This window comes from Paenibacillus spongiae, from assembly GCF_024734895.1.
Classification (GTDB): domain Bacteria; phylum Bacillota; class Bacilli; order Paenibacillales; family Paenibacillaceae; genus Paenibacillus_Z; species Paenibacillus_Z spongiae.
The window spans coordinates 4842645-4857449 of record NZ_CP091430.1 but is presented as its reverse complement, the minus strand read 5'-3'; the positions used below and the strand labels follow the sequence as shown (position 1 = coordinate 4857449).

The window sequence follows — 14805 nt, the reverse complement described above, 5'->3', positions numbered from 1 at the left end:
TGCCGTTCGATGCATTATTCGATATAATGTCCACTATACGAGAACAAATGTCTTTTATAGGAGGACGGTCGGTGGGAGAACGATACTTTGTCGTCCGCGAGGACATTTTACCTGAAGCGATCGTCAAGACGATCCAGGTCAAAGATATGCTCCAGCGCGGCGAAGCGTCTACAGTCCATGAAGCGGCAGAACGTGTGGGACTTAGCCGCAGTGCCTTCTATAAATATAAAGACGGCGTCTACACGCTTAACCAGCTGCAGCGTGAACGGATCGTTACGATCTCGATGGATCTGGAGCATCGCTCAGGCGTATTGTCCAAGGTGCTTGGCTTGCTGGCCGGTTCGGAGGGCAATGTGCTTACGATTAACCAGACGATCCCGCTGCAAGGCTTGGCGAATGTTGTCATTTCCATGGATACGTCGGGGATGAATGACGGATTGTCCGAGCTTGTCGAAGCGATACGTAGACAAGAAGGCGTACGCAAAGCTTCGGTCATCGGACAAGGTTAGAACGAAGAGATGGGGGAGACACATATGAAACCGGTAAAAGTAGGATTGCTCGGACTTGGCACGGTCGGTACGGGTGTAGTTCGTATCGTAGAAGGACATCAGGTTGATTTGGAGAGCCAGGTCGGTTCGCCGATCGTCATCGAGAAGGTGCTCGTACAGAACAAGAGTAAAGCGCGGAGCATTAACATCGATCAGGATAAGCTGACCGAGGATCCTTGGGAAATCATCCATAACCCGGATATCGACGTCGTCGTAGAAGTGATGGGCGGCATCGAACAGACGAAAGATTACATTCTCGAGGCCCTGGCACGCGGTAAGCATGTGGTAACGGCCAACAAGGATCTCATGGCGCTTCATGGACCGGAAATTCTCGCTAAGGCTCAGGAGCAGCAATGCGACGTTTTATACGAGGCGAGCGTAGCAGGCGGAATTCCGATCATCCGGACGCTGATCGAGGGCTTCTCTTCCGATCGGATAACGAAAATAATGGGCATCGTGAACGGTACGACAAACTATATTCTGACGAAGATGAGTCAAGAAGGCGCTGCTTACGCCGAAGTGCTGAAGGAAGCTCAGGAACTGGGGTATGCAGAGGCGGATCCGACCTCCGACGTGGAAGGACTGGATGCGGCACGCAAGATGACGATTCTCGGGACGCTCGGCTTCCGGGCCAACGTTGCGCTCGAAGATGTCGATGTACGGGGGATTTCATCGGTTAGCCGTGAAGACATCGCTTACGGCAAGCGGCTCGGCTATGAAGTGAAGCTGCTTGGCATCGCGGAGCGGCAAGACGACTTCATTAGCGTCAGCGTGCAGCCGACTATGGTAAGAAACACGCATCCGATCGCAGGCGTCAATGGCGTATTCAATGCGGTTTACGTATACGGGGAAGCCGTTGGAGAGACGATGTTCTACGGTGCAGGAGCAGGCGAGCTGCCTACCGCAACGTCCATCGTGGCCGATCTGGTGGCCGTCGTGAAGAATTTGAAGCTTGGCGTCAATGGCAAACAGGTCATGATGACGTACAAAGAGAAGAAGCTCAAGACCGATGAGCAAATCTCTTCGAAATATTTCATGCTGCTGCATGTTGATGATCGTGCGGGTGTTCTCGCGCGTATTACGCAGGCATTCGCGGACTTCGAGGTCAGTTTGGAATCCGTCGTTCAGCAGCCGAACCCGTCGCTTCCTGAAGCGGAAATTATAATCATTACCCATGATGCGAGCAAAGCATCGGTGAACAAGGTGCTTGCGGCGTTTAATGATATGGAAGTCGTGAAGTGCGTGAAGAGCGTATACCGCGTCGAAGGTTAACGAATAACCCTCAAACCCAATAATAAAGGAGTCTTAACAGTTCATGAGATATATGGGATTGCTACAAACGTTCAAAGAGAATTTGCCGGTTACAGACAACACGCCGCTGCTGACGCTGCAAGAAGGCAATACGCCGCTCGTTCGGGCGGATAATTTGTCGAAGGAGCTCGGGCTGGATCTCTATTTCAAATACGAGGGCTTGAACCCGACCGGTTCATTCAAGGACCGCGGCATGGTTATGGCGGTAGCCAAGGCGATGGAGGAAGGCAGCAAGACGATTATGTGCGCATCCACAGGCAATACGTCGGCTGCTGCGGCGGCTTATGCGGCACGCGGCGGATTGAACTGCATCGTGATTATTCCGAACAATAACATTGCACTTGGCAAACTGGCTCAAGCGATCATATACGGCGCCAAAGTCATCGCGATCGAAGGCAACTTCGACCGCGCGCTGGAGATCGTCCGCGAAATTACGGCGAAGCATCCGATCACGCTTGTCAATTCCGTCAACCCTTACCGGATCGAAGGACAGAAGACGGCCGCATTCGAAGTGAGCGAGCAGCTCGGCAAGGCGCCGGACTATCTTGCGATCCCGGTCGGCAATGCTGGCAATATTTCCGCTTATTGGAAGGGCTTTAAGGAGTATCATGCAGCAGGCAAAATCGCCTCGCTGCCGAAGATGGTCGGCTTCGAGGCGGAAGGCGCTATGGCCATTGTGAAGGGCGAGCCGATCGCGGAGCCGGAAACGGTGGCAACGGCCATTCGGATCGGCAACCCGGCCAGCTGGAAAACGGCCGTTGCTGCCGCTGAAGAATCCGGCGGTCAAATCAATTTCGTGACCGACGATGAGATCCTTCACGCCTATAAGACGATCGCATCGCGCGAAGGTATCTTTGCAGAGCCGGCTTCGGCGGCATCTATCGCAGGCGTTATGAAGCTGAAGCGCGAGGGTGTGTTCAAAGGCGGAGAGACGGTCGTATGCGTATTGACCGGCCATGGTCTGAAGGACCCTAACATCGCGATTAAAAGCGTCAACGCGGAGCCGCTTGTCGTTGCGGATACCGAAGAAGCGGTCATGGAGGCAATCCGTAAGCTGGAAGGTGAAGCCTAATGACGAGTCGCCGGGTAATCGTAAAGGTGCCGGCCAGTACGGCTAATCTCGGACCGGGATTCGATACGCTCGGCATGGCGCTATCCCTTTATGCATGGGTTGAACTCGCAGTTTCCGAGCATGGAGGAACGGTCATTCATCTGTATGGAGACAATTTGGACGGCGTCCCCCGGGACAAGTCTAATCTGATCTACAAGGTGGCGCAGCTCGTATTCAACGAAGCAGGCGTATCCGTACCGGAGCTGCAAATATCGATGTACAGCGACATTCCGTTGACAAGAGGGCTCGGCAGCAGCGCGTCGGCTATCGTTTGTGCGCTGGTGGCGGCGAACGCGCTCATCGGCAGCCCGCTGACTGAGGACCGCCTCTTTCAGCTGGCAACGAAGCTGGAGGGGCATCCGGACAACGTGGGGGCGTCCTTGTTCGGTGGCATCGTAGTTTCCGCATGGGATGGCAGCCGTGCCGAGAAGGTGCGGCTGGAGCCGCATCCGGATCTGGAAACGCTCGTTGCCATACCGGCCTTTCAATTGTCGACGGAGAAAGCGCGCCATGCGCTGCCGAAGGAAATTGCGATGAGAGATGCCGTCTTTAATATCGGATGCAGCTCGCTGCTCGTAGCGGCTTTTGCAAGCGGCCGGCTCGACCTGATCGGGCATGCGATGCGTGACCGTCTTCATCAGCCATACCGTGCGGCATTCATTCCAGGCATGACGGAAATTTTGGAGAAGGCGACAGAGCATGGCGCATTAGGGATCGCATTAAGCGGAGCCGGACCGACATTGCTGGCTCTCATCGAGGCTGGCAGTCCCCGCAAGCGTGAGCTTGAACAATTTCTGCTGGCTACGCTGCGCAAGGAAGGAATCGAAGCACAGACATTATGGCTGAAGCCATGCGTAAGCGGGACGGAGGTCATAACGCTGGGCCGCGATGAAGCTGAACCGGTTTTTATGGACCGCATTAAAGGAGAAGTCAGGGCATGATCAAAGTAGCATTGCTGCCGCAAGGTTCGGTCTCGGATGAGGCGGCGCGTTATTTGTTCGCGGGAACCGAAGTGGAAATGAGTTATCATAAGCTTATTGCCGATGTGTTTTTATCGACTGCCAACGGTCATTCCGATTACAGCGTCATTCCGATCGAAAATACGATCGAGGGTTCTGTAAGCCTGCATATGGACTGGATTGTACATGAGGTTGATCTGCCGATTCAGGCGGAATGGATCTATCCGTCCGTACAAAATCTAATCGGCCGGCTTGAGGAGCTGTCAGGCGGCGGGCAGACCGTCGATAACAGCCGCATCGTGAAGGTGCTCAGCCATCCCGTCGCCATGGCGCAGTGCCTGCAATATATCCGCGAGAAGCTGCCTCATGCCGATCTTGAGCATGTGAGCAGTACAGCGGAAGCCGTACGAATTGTGCGCGATCACCCAAACAGCGGCTGGGCAGCAATCGGCACGACAATTGCCGCGGCAAACAACGGACTGGATGTATTAGACAAAGGCGTAACGGACCACGATAACAACTATACACGCTTCCTGCTCGTTGGCGAGAAGCCGTTCACGGACCGTACGTCGGAGAAACAAAAGACCAGTATTCTTGTCACGCTGCCGGAGGATTATCCGGGCGCGCTGCATCAGCTGCTCTCGGTATTCTCATGGCGCCGCATCAACTTATCGCGCATCGAATCGCGTCCAACGAAGAAGAAGCTGGGCAACTACTACTTCATCATTGATATCGAAATGTCGCTGGATTCCGTCCTGCTGCCGGCTGCCTTTGCGGAGATCGAGGCGCTGGGATGCCAGATCCGCATATTAGGCAGCTATCCGAGCTTTACATATGAAGGATAACGAAAGGTTTCATTAACCTGGATACTAAGAATATTGAGGCTCAGAGCCGGCGGCTGCCGGAGGGGCCTCAATTTTTTTTTGCCTCATGGGGGACACTCGCCCACTATCTGCATAGGATGTAGGGATTGATAACGGGCGAATGCCTGTTATGCATGTAAGAACGTGTCAGGAGGTTAGTGGCGAGTGAAAATTCATATTGTCAAAAAAGGCGAATCGCTGTACTTGATCGCACAGAAGTACGATGTCTCGCTGGAAGAGTTGCTGAAGCTTAACCCAAACATCACAAACCCGGACGTGATTAATGTCGGAGAGAAGGTGAAGATCCCATCGAAGGCTGCCGATATGAACATTCTGCACCAGCATGTGGTCGTTCAAGGCGATACGCTCTGGAAGCTATCCAAGGCTTGGGGCATACCGCTTAGCGAAATGATCAAAGCGAACCCGCAGCTTAAGAACCCTAATGTGCTGCTGACAGGCGAAGTGGTCAACATTCCGAAGCCAGGCACGTCAAGCAATGTTATGGGTATGAGCGAACCCCTTCAGGATGGCGGAACGCATCATCCGCTGCATCCGAAGACTGTGATGCAGGGCGTTCAAGGATTGATGGGCAAGATTCCAACAGCCAAAATACCTACAGGGGTGCTTGGCGGCAAGAAACCGACAGCCCCAATCGAGTCCAACGTTCCTATTACGGAGACTGCTCCGACGCCAGCACCGTCACCGATGCCAGAACAGACGCCAGCACAGACGCCGGTGCCTGCACCGACAGCTGCGGCTTTGAATGTAAAGCCGAATGTCGCTCCGGAAGTTACCGCTAATGTAACGCCGAATATCACTCCTAATATATCTCCGAATGTGATGCCGAACGTCGCTCCCGCACCAATGCCGATGCAGATGGCGGCAGCGGAAAAGCCGGTGGAGAAGAAGTCTTACCCTGTACATGTGCAATATGAGCAGCATATCGATTTGTTTCAACAATACGGAGTACCGGCGACTGAAGTGATGTCCTTGTATGATATGCCCAAAATGCCGGAGGCTGTCTCTCCCATGCAGACGGGTCATCACCCTGGTTATGGCCACGGCCATGTGTCTCCGGCAGCTGACGGTTATGGCTGGCATCAGTCTCTCGTCAGCCCGGCTTCGCACGGAATGCCGGACTGGTGTCCTCCTGAGAATGTGGGAGCTTCTACGCTTCCATGGGGCGCTCCGTCTCCTGTACCTCACGCCTACGGCCATCATGTCATGCCCTACCCGGAGACCGGATTGAGTCCATTTGGAATGGTGGAAAATTGCGGGCCATACGGATTGTCGCCCGCCAGCGAGGGTCCGTACGGTTACGGATTCGGTCCACATGCGGTATCGCCGGCCAATGAAGGCTGGCATGGCGGGTACGGACATGGAGCGGTGTCGCCGGCAAGCGAAGGACCGCACGGATATGGATACGATCATATGGGTATATCGCCTGCTGAAGAAGGCCCGCACGGATACGGATTCGGTCCAAGTGCAGTATCACCGGCAAATGTAGGTCCGCATGGATACGGTTACGATCATGGTGCAGTATCGCCGGCGAATGAGGGACCACATGGTTACGGGTACGGACACGGAGCGGTGTTGCCTGCAGGAGAAGGTCCACATGGATACGGATATGATCATATGGGAGTATCGCCATTAAGTGAAGGCCCGCATGGCTATGGTCACGGCGGATTCGGCGTTGGTCCGATGGGAGTATCCCCTGCACCGAATGCTCCATGGAGTATGCCGTCATTCAGTTACGGCGGAGGCGGTCAGATGCTCCCGGCTCAAACGGCGGACGTGTCGGAGAAGCCATGCAAATGCGGATGCAAAGACAAACGCACCGATGAGGAAGCCGCGGAACCGGAAGCGAAACTCAAGCTTTCCCATAACGAAAAGAAGACTGCAGCCCGCAAGCCTGCCAAGAAAGCGGTCGTACGCGCTGCCCGCACCGCCCCCCCGAAGCGCCGCAGCGAAAGTCTTCCTTGGATTAACCGGTAATTTACAGAACGGAACCCGCAGAGTAATCGTGTATAACAATAACGAAGATGGACTCTCTCCTATGGCCGATCATGGCCGGAGAGTCTTTTTTTTGATTAAGGATATCAACCGGTCATATTCATGCATATTTGTCCAGAAGTGGAGAAAGACTAACCGAAAAAGGGGAATGGGGAGTTCCGCCATGAAGGAATTCAGCCTCTGGAAACAATTGAAAAAACGACTGAAGCGGGGGAGAAGGTCGGTCCTCACGCTGGGCAGTTTGCTGGCGATGTTCACTCTTCTATTGCCGAATCCGGCAGGGGCGGCCGTTCATACGCTAATGCCATACACGGATCTGTTAGAAGCGCACGTCTTGTCTGGGAAAGTCAACATGGAACCGGTCAAAGCCGATGGAGCAAGCCGGAGCATCATCGCGAAGCTGGCATCGCTAGAGGGTCCTTTCATAGTCAAACTGCATCGTACCTATCTGTGCGGGGAAGAGTGGAGCGCACTCGGCAGCATGGATGCCAAGCAGGTCATTCGCATGCTTAGCGAGCATCCTGAATGGATGGCCACATTAGACAGGAACGGGACCGTCATGATGGAACAGAAGATCGACGACTTGTCCGATGAGTGCAAGAAAAGCGCCTATTTCAGCGTGGATAAGTCCGGCAATCTGTCATTGTTCGACGGTCCGCCCAAAAAAGAAAAGGTCATGCGCACCTTTTTTCAGCTGGATGTGGAGTACATGGAAAGCAGCCTGTCGAAGGATCAACTGGAGCAGCTCAACAACGGCATTCGCGTCAGCGATAAGGATGAATACAATAGCGTGCTGTCTACCTTCAGCGACTATGCGCTCGATAAGAGCGAGAGAGTTATGAAGCCGACCTACTAGGGCAGCAACGAGAAAAGGATGGCAATGCGCCGTCCTTTTTTTGTTGCTGCCCGGATGCAATGAGCCGGGGCAAAACGCGTGTTCTCATTCCCGGAATCATTTGCTATAATAAGAGGAAGTCTTTATTATTCATTTGCCTTTGGCGTAAGGAGAGAATCAGGTTGCGCGTATTAGGCATAGATCCGGGCATTGCGATCGCCGGATTCGGATTCATCGATAAGATCGGGAGCAAGCTGATCCCCGTACAGTATGGCTGTATTGAAACGGAAGCGCACACGCCGCAAGAGACGAGGCTGAAGCAGGTCTATGATTCGGCTTGCGCGCTGATGGACAAATATAAGCCGGACACCGTTGCCGTGGAGAAGTTATTTTTCAATAAGAACGTTACGACCGCGTTCTCGGTCGGACAGGCGCGCGGCGTTATTATTTTAGCGGCTGCACAACGGGGATTATCCGTTACGGAGTATACGCCGCTGCAAGTTAAGCAAGCTGTAGTCGGCTACGGAAAAGCGGAGAAGCGTCAAGTACAGGAGATGGTCCGCATGTTTCTGAAGCTATCGGCCATACCGAAGCCGGACGATGTAGCGGATGCGCTGGCCGTCGCGATCTGCCACGCCCATTCGTCCGTACTTACTCAAAAAATTAGCGAGGTGACCCGCCGATGATCGATTACGTTAAGGGCCGGGTCGTGCATTGGGATACCGAATATGTTGTTGTCGATGTGCGTGATATTGGCTATCGTGTATTCACGCCTAATCCGTACGGCTTCGCCAAGAGCGATGACGTTGTCACGATCTATACGCATCATCATGTCCGCGAGGATGCTACATATTTGTTTGGTTTCGCAACAAGAGAAGAGCAATCGATGTTCCGCAAGCTGCTTGAGGTATCCGGCATCGGACCGCGTGTTGCGCTGGGCATCCTGGCCGGCGGAAGACCGGAGACGGTAGCAGCCGCGATCAAACAGGAGAACATCGGATTTTTGACCAAGCTTCCGGGAATCGGGAAGAAAACGGCTCAGCGGATGATCCTTGACCTTAAGGATAAGATTGATGCCGTACAAGCCAGTATTGGTGCGGCTGCCGCGGGACTTGCGACCATGGACGATCTCTTCCCGGAACCGGAACCAAGCGCCGAAGGCGGCAAGGTCTGGCAGGAAGCGCGGGAAGCGCTCATGGCGCTGGGATATACGTCGGCGGAGCTCGACCGGGCTTGGCATGCGCTGCAAAATACGGTTAAACCGGACGAAACGGTTGATTCGCTCATGAAAAGGGCGCTTCAGCAGTTGTTTAAAGGTTGAGTGGAAAGGGGGAAACGCCAATGGAAGACCGGATTATTTCCGCCAACCTCATGATGGAAGATTCCGCGGTGGAGCTTAGCTTGCGGCCCCGTTATTTATCGGAATATATCGGCCAGACCAAAGCGAAGGAAAATTTGAAGGTATTCATCGAAGCGGCCAAGCTCCGCAAGGAAGCGCTGGATCATGTGCTGCTCTACGGGCCTCCGGGCCTTGGCAAGACGACTCTATCGAACATTATCGCCAATGAACTGGGCGTCAATTTGCGGACGACCAGCGGACCGGCTATTGAACGACCGGGGGATCTGGCTGCGCTGCTGACGAATTTGCAGGAAGGCGACGTGCTCTTCATCGATGAAATTCACCGGCTTCACCGGACCGTTGAAGAGGTGTTATATCCGGCCATGGAGGATTTTGCGCTGGATATTATGATCGGAAAAGGCCCGAGCGCCAGGTCGGTCCGGCTGGAGCTGCCGCCGTTTACGCTGATTGGCGCAACCACCCGCGCCGGATTGCTTTCGGCGCCGCTGCGCGACAGATTCGGCGTTGTCAGCCGTCTCGAATTTTATTCGGTCGATGAGCTCGCTTTTATCATATCGCGCACTTCGGAAATCCTGGACGTCGGCATTGTTGGAGAAGCGGCCCAAGAGATTGCGATGCGTTCCAGGGGGACGCCGCGTATTGCCAACCGGCTGCTCAAGCGGGTTCGCGACTTTGCGCAGGTGCGCGGAGACGGAATCATTACGCATGAGCTTGCGCGCAATGCGATGGAATTGATACAAGTCGATCCGCTTGGCCTTGACCGGATCGATCATAAGATGCTTACCGCGATGATAACCAATTACCGCGGCGGACCAGTCGGGCTGGATACGATCGCAGCGACGATCGGCGAAGAAAGCCAGACCATCGAGGACGTTTATGAGCCTTATTTGATGCAGATCGGTTTTCTGCAGCGAACGCCCAGAGGCCGGGTTGTAGCGCCGCAAGCCTATCGTCACCTCGGTTTGCCGTTGCCGGAGCAGTTCGGAGGCGCAGCAGGTCAAACCGAGGATATGAACTGATGGAAAAGATCTATGTGCTGTATGATCGACAGTGCAAACTATGCTTAGCGAGCGTCAAGCGGCTTAAGGAGCTTCATACATCTGCGGAGCTGAGATTCGTTTCCGTCCAATCCTATCTGGACGGAACGGGCGAAGAAATCCCTGATTTCGGCTCTGTCGATAGGGAGAAGCTCCTCGCTAAGCTTCATGTCGTGGACGAAGCAGGCCGCGCCTATGCGGGTGCGGATGGCGTCGTTCGGATTATTCGGACGGCCAGGGGATTATCCTGGCTGGCTGTATTATATAAAATTCCTGGAATGAGCCGGCTGGCTGATGCGTTGTATCGTTATGTTGCGAATCGGCGTTACGATTGGTTTGGCAAGACCGATGAAGGCTGTGAGAACGGGGTATGCAGCCTGCCTGCTCATCATCAAGAAGATGGGGGGAAGAACGGCTAATGAAACTCGTGCAATTAAACGGCGGAAGCCGCGATCGGCGAAACCGTTCGAAGCCGGTCGCGTTCATGCTGCTGCTAGTTTCGCTTCTCATGCTCGTATCCGTCTGGACCGTCAGCCCCTCGCGCGGGGCTGTTCCGAGTCTGGAGACCATTAGAGTGGCTCTATTTATCGAACACGCGAGGTACAAGCTGAATACGGCATCGGCTACGATGACCTCCGCAGGAGCGCTGGCAATCGGCATCAGACAGCCTTCCGGCGTTAAGCCCCTACTGCAAACAAAAGCGGGAGAAACCGTCCGCTTCACCTTGGACGACTATAAAGTCAAGATAACGGAGACAACGGAGTTCGCCACCGCCCTTGCAATCGTCAAGCGGTTGAAAGCAGCGGGAGGAGCCGGTTTTTTAACCGCAGTACCCAAAAACAATGCGACAGTCTATCAAGTTATGGAAGGCTCGTACCGCAGCGCCGCGGAAGCCAAGACAGCTTCCGAGCGTTGGAGCAAGGATAGCGGAATTATCGGAGTGGCGGGCAAAATGAATGTCGAGACGATGGGGCCTCTGCATCTTGAATCCGGGATATACTCCTCGCAAGCCGAAGCGGACAAAGCCGCGAGTGCCTTCCGGGCATTAGGGGTTGATGCTTTCACGGCTTTAAAGCAGGCGGGAACCGGGGGCGGACAATATACGGTGCTTGTCGGAGCTGCCGTCGACCAAGCCGGATTGAATGACGTGAAGGCGAAGGCGGCAAGCGGGGGGACGCTGAAAGCTGCGGATGCCAACGCTTCGTACGTTATCATTCGCGACGACTATTCCGTATCGGAATCGGCCAACTCGCCGATGGCCTTGTACTCGGTGCCCTTAACGGGTACGAAGCTGTGGGTTTCGACGGAAGCCGCAACCGGCATCAAGCTGGCTGAACGGTATAACCGCTCGTATCGCGGCCAATTTGAACTCAGCGGGTTGAGCGGCAAGCTGGCGGTCGTCAATGAACTGCCGTTCGAGCAATATTTATACGCTGTCGTAGGTGGCGAGATGCCGGCATCTTGGCCTGCTGAAGCACTGAAAGCGCAAGCCGTGGCTGCAAGAACATATGCGCTCTATCAAGGCTTCGGCTTTCAAATCGCTCATGTCGTCGACACGACATTAAGCCAAGTATATGGCGGGATCGGATCCGAGAAGCCGGCCACAATCAAGGCGGTTGACGAAACGCGCGGCGAAGTCGCCATGTATAACGGCAAAGTAATCGAAGCTTTATTCTCTTCGAGCGCAGGCGGCGCAAGTGCCGATGCCACTGAAATATGGGGTAATGAGGTCCCGTATTTGAAATCGGTCACCAGTCAGGATCAAGCCTCGGAGAAAGGGCTGCCGTATTGGTACAGAGTCGTTCTGCCTAGCGGGGAAACAGGTTACATACGCGAAGATTTGGTAGAAGCGACGAATGATGCTACAGCAGCGGGAAGCAAGATCATGCGGGTCAAGGGTGACGGCGTTATGGTGAGGCCGATTCCGCTTGTTCAAGATAATGTGCCCGCTGTCGGTAAAGTAGGAAGCAGCACCCCGGTCGTCGTTTTGGAACGGGTCATCCAATCCAATGAGAATTCTTGGGTGCGAGGACCATTCACACCGGATACGCTGCTAGCTTCCATCAAGAAAGTGTCTCCGTCGGTTCAAGGGCCGATACGCACGCTGGAAGCGGGGAATACAGGACCGTCCGGACGAATAACGGAGCTGCTGGTGAACGGTGCCAATGTAACTGTGAAAAATCCCGATTCGTTTCGTTCGGCTCTTGGCGGCCTTCCCAGCACGAAGCTCGAAATCGACGAAACGGCCCGGATGACGATAGCTGCATCCGGCGACCGCATCTCTGAACGGAAAGACGGCGCGTTAACTGTCATCGGAGCAGACGGAAAGCCTGAGCAGCTGGGCGCAGGCAGCATCTTTATCCTGAACGGGCATGGGGAAGTACGCGCCGCAACGAAGGAGCCTACCTTCCGTTTTGTCGGAAGCGGGTACGGACATGGCGTAGGCCTGTCCCAGTACGGCGCGCGCGGTTTGGCAGAATCAGGGTATGACTACAAGTACATTTTGCAATACTACTATAAAGACATAACGATCGTTAAGGAATGAGAATGAGCAATGAATGTAGATGATTTTGATTTTGAATTGCCGGAGAAATTAATCGCTCAGACGCCATTGCTGGAGCGAACGGCTTCAAGGCTCCTTTCTCTGGATAAGCACTCCGGTACGATCGGTCACCATCGATTCACGGACCTTGCGGATATGCTGCACCCGGGAGATACCTTGATATTGAACGATACGCGCGTTCTTCCTGCGCGATTGCTCGGCGTGAAGGCGGACACGGGAGCCAAGGCGGAGCTGCTGCTGCTCAAGCAGCTCGAAGGCGACTGCTGGGAGACGCTGGCGAAGCCTGCCAAGCGTCTTAAACTAGGCGCTGAGCTGGCTTTCGGCGATGATGGGACAGGCAAGCCGCTGCTTCGTGCAATCGTGCGAGGCGAAGGGGATATGGGCTCGCGTGAAGTGGAGTTCCGCTATGAGGGCATATTTCAAGAGCTGCTTGACCGTCTGGGCGAGATGCCGCTGCCGCCCTATATCAAGGAGCGGTTGGATGACCGGGAACGTTATCAGACGGTATATGCGAAGCATGAAGGCTCGGCAGCCGCTCCTACGGCGGGACTTCACTTTACAGAGCCGTTTCTAGAACAGTTGAGGGCGAAAGGGATCGATATCGCCTATGTAACGCTCCACGTTGGTCTGGGGACGTTTCGTCCCATGTCCGTGGAGCGCGTAGAAGACCATACGATGCATGCCGAGTATTATGAATTAAGTGACGCGACGGCTTTGCTATTGAAACAAACGAAGGCAAGAGGCGGACGAGTCGTTGCCGTGGGCACGACCTCGGCACGTACGCTGGAAACGGCTGCGTCCCGTTTTCCTACCGGGGACATCCAAGCCTGCAGCGGCTGGACGGATATTTTTCTCTTCCCGGGCTATTCCTTCAAGCTGGTCGATGCGCTCCTTACGAATTTCCACCTGCCGAAGTCGACGCTGGTCATGCTGGTAAGCGCGCTTGCAGGCAGGGATAACGTCTTGAAGGCATATCGAGAAGCCGTGGAGAAGGAATACCGGTTTTTCAGTTTTGGCGATGCAATGTTTATCTACTAAGGATTGGACGAATGTATAATGGCGATCAAATATGAATTACTAAAGGTTTGCAAGCAATCGGGTGCTAGACTGGGCCGCATTCACACCCCTCATGGAATTATCGATACCCCGACCTTCATGCCGGTCGGTACGCAGGCGACGGTCAAGACGATGAGTCCGGAAGAACTGAAACAGATGGATGCTCACATCATATTGAGCAATACCTATCATCTGTTCGTACGCCCCGGTCACGAGATCGTTCGCCAGGCGGGCGGTCTTCACAAGTTTATGAATTGGGACCGCCCGATCTTGACCGATAGCGGCGGATTTCAAGTGTTCAGCTTGAGTCAAATGAGGAAGATCAAGGAAGAGGGCGTTGAATTTCGCTCCCATCTTAATGGAGACAAGCTGTTCATCTCGCCGGAGAAGGCGATGGAAATTCAGAACGCGCTTGGCCCTGATATTATGATGGCATTCGATGAGTGCGCGCCATATCCGGCGGAGTACGATTACGTCAAACAGTCGCTCGAACGTACGACAAGATGGGCCGAACGCTGCTTGAAAGCGCACGCCAGACCGCATGATCAAGCGCTGTTCGCCATCGTTCAGGGCGGGATGTATGACGATTTGCGCCGTCAGAGCGCGACCGAGTTGACTTCCATGGATTTCCCGGGGTATGCTATTGGTGGATTGAGTGTCGGGGAACCGAAAGATATCATGTACAGGGTGCTCGAGACCACGGTGCCGCTTCTTCCGAAAGACAAGCCCCGCTATTTGATGGGGGTAGGTTCGCCGGATGCGCTGCTTGACGGCTCCATACGCGGTATTGACATGTTCGATTGCGTACTGCCGACCCGCATTGCTCGCAATGGTACGACGATGACGAGTTCCGGACGGCTGGTCATTCGTAATGCGAAATTCACGGACGACTTCGGTCCGCTGGATCCGGAATGCTCCTGCTATACATGTACGAATTACTCGCGTGCTTATATCCGTCATCTGATTAAAGCGGATGAAACCTTCGGTCTGCGGTTGACGACGTATCACAATTTGCATTTCTTGTTACAGCTTATGCGGGACGTGCGTCAAGCGATTATGGAGGATCGGCTGCTTGATTTCCGTGATGCCTTCTTTGCGAAATACGGTTTGTTTGACAATGAAAAAGGATTTTGAAAGGGGTGAAATCAA

At 54.2% G+C, this 14805-nt stretch carries 14 protein-coding genes; all 14 read left to right on the top strand.

From position 1 onward, the window contains the following. Positions 1-71: 71 nt before the first annotated feature. The 14 genes from L1F29_RS22040 to tgt all read left to right on the top strand — a co-directional run bounded on the left by L1F29_RS22040 (position 72) and on the right by tgt (position 14790). The gene (locus L1F29_RS22040; RefSeq protein ID WP_258384195.1) at positions 72-509 is read left to right on the top strand and encodes an ACT domain-containing protein; all 438 of its coding nucleotides are present in this window, start codon (positions 72-74) and stop codon (positions 507-509) included. A 24-nt stretch (positions 510-533) separates the two neighbouring features. Next, positions 534-1820, top strand: a complete 1287-nt coding sequence (locus L1F29_RS22035) for a homoserine dehydrogenase (protein ID WP_258384194.1) — start codon at positions 534-536, stop codon at positions 1818-1820. A gap of 43 nt (positions 1821-1863) precedes the next feature. Then, a complete protein-coding gene (gene thrC, locus L1F29_RS22030) occupies positions 1864-2931 on the top strand; it encodes a threonine synthase (RefSeq protein WP_258384193.1) in 1068 nt (355 codons plus the stop codon). Beyond that, a complete protein-coding gene (gene thrB / locus L1F29_RS22025; RefSeq protein ID WP_258384192.1) occupies positions 2931-3911 on the top strand; it encodes a homoserine kinase in 981 nt (326 codons plus the stop codon). The genes thrC and thrB overlap by 1 nt, the downstream gene beginning before the upstream one ends. Next, positions 3908-4774, top strand: coding sequence for a prephenate dehydratase (pheA, locus tag L1F29_RS22020; protein WP_258384191.1), 867 nt, complete (start codon positions 3908-3910; stop codon positions 4772-4774). Before thrB ends, pheA begins: the two co-directional genes overlap by 4 nt. A gap of 183 nt (positions 4775-4957) precedes the next feature. Then, a complete protein-coding gene (locus L1F29_RS22015) occupies positions 4958-6787 on the top strand; it encodes a LysM peptidoglycan-binding domain-containing protein (RefSeq protein ID WP_258384190.1) in 1830 nt (609 codons plus the stop codon). A 181-nt stretch (positions 6788-6968) separates the two neighbouring features. Further along, positions 6969-7661, top strand: coding sequence for a BofC C-terminal domain-containing protein (locus L1F29_RS22010; RefSeq protein WP_258384189.1), 693 nt, complete (start codon positions 6969-6971; stop codon positions 7659-7661). A gap of 161 nt (positions 7662-7822) precedes the next feature. Continuing rightward, a complete protein-coding gene (gene ruvC, locus L1F29_RS22005; RefSeq protein ID WP_258384188.1) occupies positions 7823-8326 on the top strand; it encodes a crossover junction endodeoxyribonuclease RuvC in 504 nt (167 codons plus the stop codon). Then, a complete protein-coding gene (gene ruvA / locus L1F29_RS22000; protein WP_258384187.1) occupies positions 8323-8961 on the top strand; it encodes a Holliday junction branch migration protein RuvA in 639 nt (212 codons plus the stop codon). Before ruvC ends, ruvA begins: the two co-directional genes overlap by 4 nt. Before the next feature lie 20 nt (positions 8962-8981). Further along, positions 8982-10019: a Holliday junction branch migration DNA helicase RuvB gene (ruvB, locus tag L1F29_RS21995; RefSeq protein ID WP_258384186.1), complete on the top strand. Its 1038-nt coding sequence runs from the start codon at positions 8982-8984 to the stop codon at positions 10017-10019. Next, on the top strand, positions 10019-10456 hold the full coding sequence (locus L1F29_RS21990; protein ID WP_258384185.1) for a thiol-disulfide oxidoreductase DCC family protein: 438 nt from the start codon (positions 10019-10021) through the stop codon (positions 10454-10456). The genes ruvB and L1F29_RS21990 overlap by 1 nt, the downstream gene beginning before the upstream one ends. Further along, the gene (locus L1F29_RS21985) at positions 10456-12582 is read left to right on the top strand and encodes a SpoIID/LytB domain-containing protein (protein WP_258384184.1); all 2127 of its coding nucleotides are present in this window, start codon (positions 10456-10458) and stop codon (positions 12580-12582) included. Before L1F29_RS21990 ends, L1F29_RS21985 begins: the two co-directional genes overlap by 1 nt. Before the next feature lie 9 nt (positions 12583-12591). Then, positions 12592-13638 (top strand): tRNA preQ1(34) S-adenosylmethionine ribosyltransferase-isomerase QueA, encoded by a 1047-nt coding sequence (queA, locus tag L1F29_RS21980; protein WP_258384183.1) that lies wholly within the window; start codon positions 12592-12594, stop codon positions 13636-13638. 18 nt (positions 13639-13656) lie between these two features. Further along, positions 13657-14790: a tRNA guanosine(34) transglycosylase Tgt gene (gene tgt, locus L1F29_RS21975; protein ID WP_258384182.1), complete on the top strand. Its 1134-nt coding sequence runs from the start codon at positions 13657-13659 to the stop codon at positions 14788-14790. Positions 14791-14805: the final 15 nt, after the last annotated feature.

Bases quoted from the DNA above. Each gene is read 5' to 3' on its own strand.
- L1F29_RS21985 (WP_258384184.1), top strand. From the start codon at position 10,456: ATGAAACTCGTGCAATTAAACGGCGGAAGCCGCGATCGGCGAAACCGT.
- ruvA (WP_258384187.1), top strand. From the start codon at position 8,323: ATGATCGATTACGTTAAGGGCCGGGTCGTGCATTGGGATACCGAATAT.
- thrB (WP_258384192.1), top strand. From the start codon at position 2,931: ATGACGAGTCGCCGGGTAATCGTAAAGGTGCCGGCCAGTACGGCTAAT.
- queA (WP_258384183.1), top strand. From the start codon at position 12,592: ATGAATGTAGATGATTTTGATTTTGAATTGCCGGAGAAATTAATCGCT.
- pheA (WP_258384191.1), top strand. From the start codon at position 3,908: ATGATCAAAGTAGCATTGCTGCCGCAAGGTTCGGTCTCGGATGAGGCG.
- L1F29_RS22010 (WP_258384189.1), top strand. From the start codon at position 6,969: ATGAAGGAATTCAGCCTCTGGAAACAATTGAAAAAACGACTGAAGCGG.
- L1F29_RS22035 (WP_258384194.1), top strand. From the start codon at position 534: ATGAAACCGGTAAAAGTAGGATTGCTCGGACTTGGCACGGTCGGTACG.
- thrC (WP_258384193.1), top strand. From the start codon at position 1,864: ATGAGATATATGGGATTGCTACAAACGTTCAAAGAGAATTTGCCGGTT.
- tgt (WP_258384182.1), top strand. From the start codon at position 13,657: ATGGCGATCAAATATGAATTACTAAAGGTTTGCAAGCAATCGGGTGCT.
- L1F29_RS21990 (WP_258384185.1), top strand. From the start codon at position 10,019: ATGGAAAAGATCTATGTGCTGTATGATCGACAGTGCAAACTATGCTTA.
- ruvB (WP_258384186.1), top strand. From the start codon at position 8,982: ATGGAAGACCGGATTATTTCCGCCAACCTCATGATGGAAGATTCCGCG.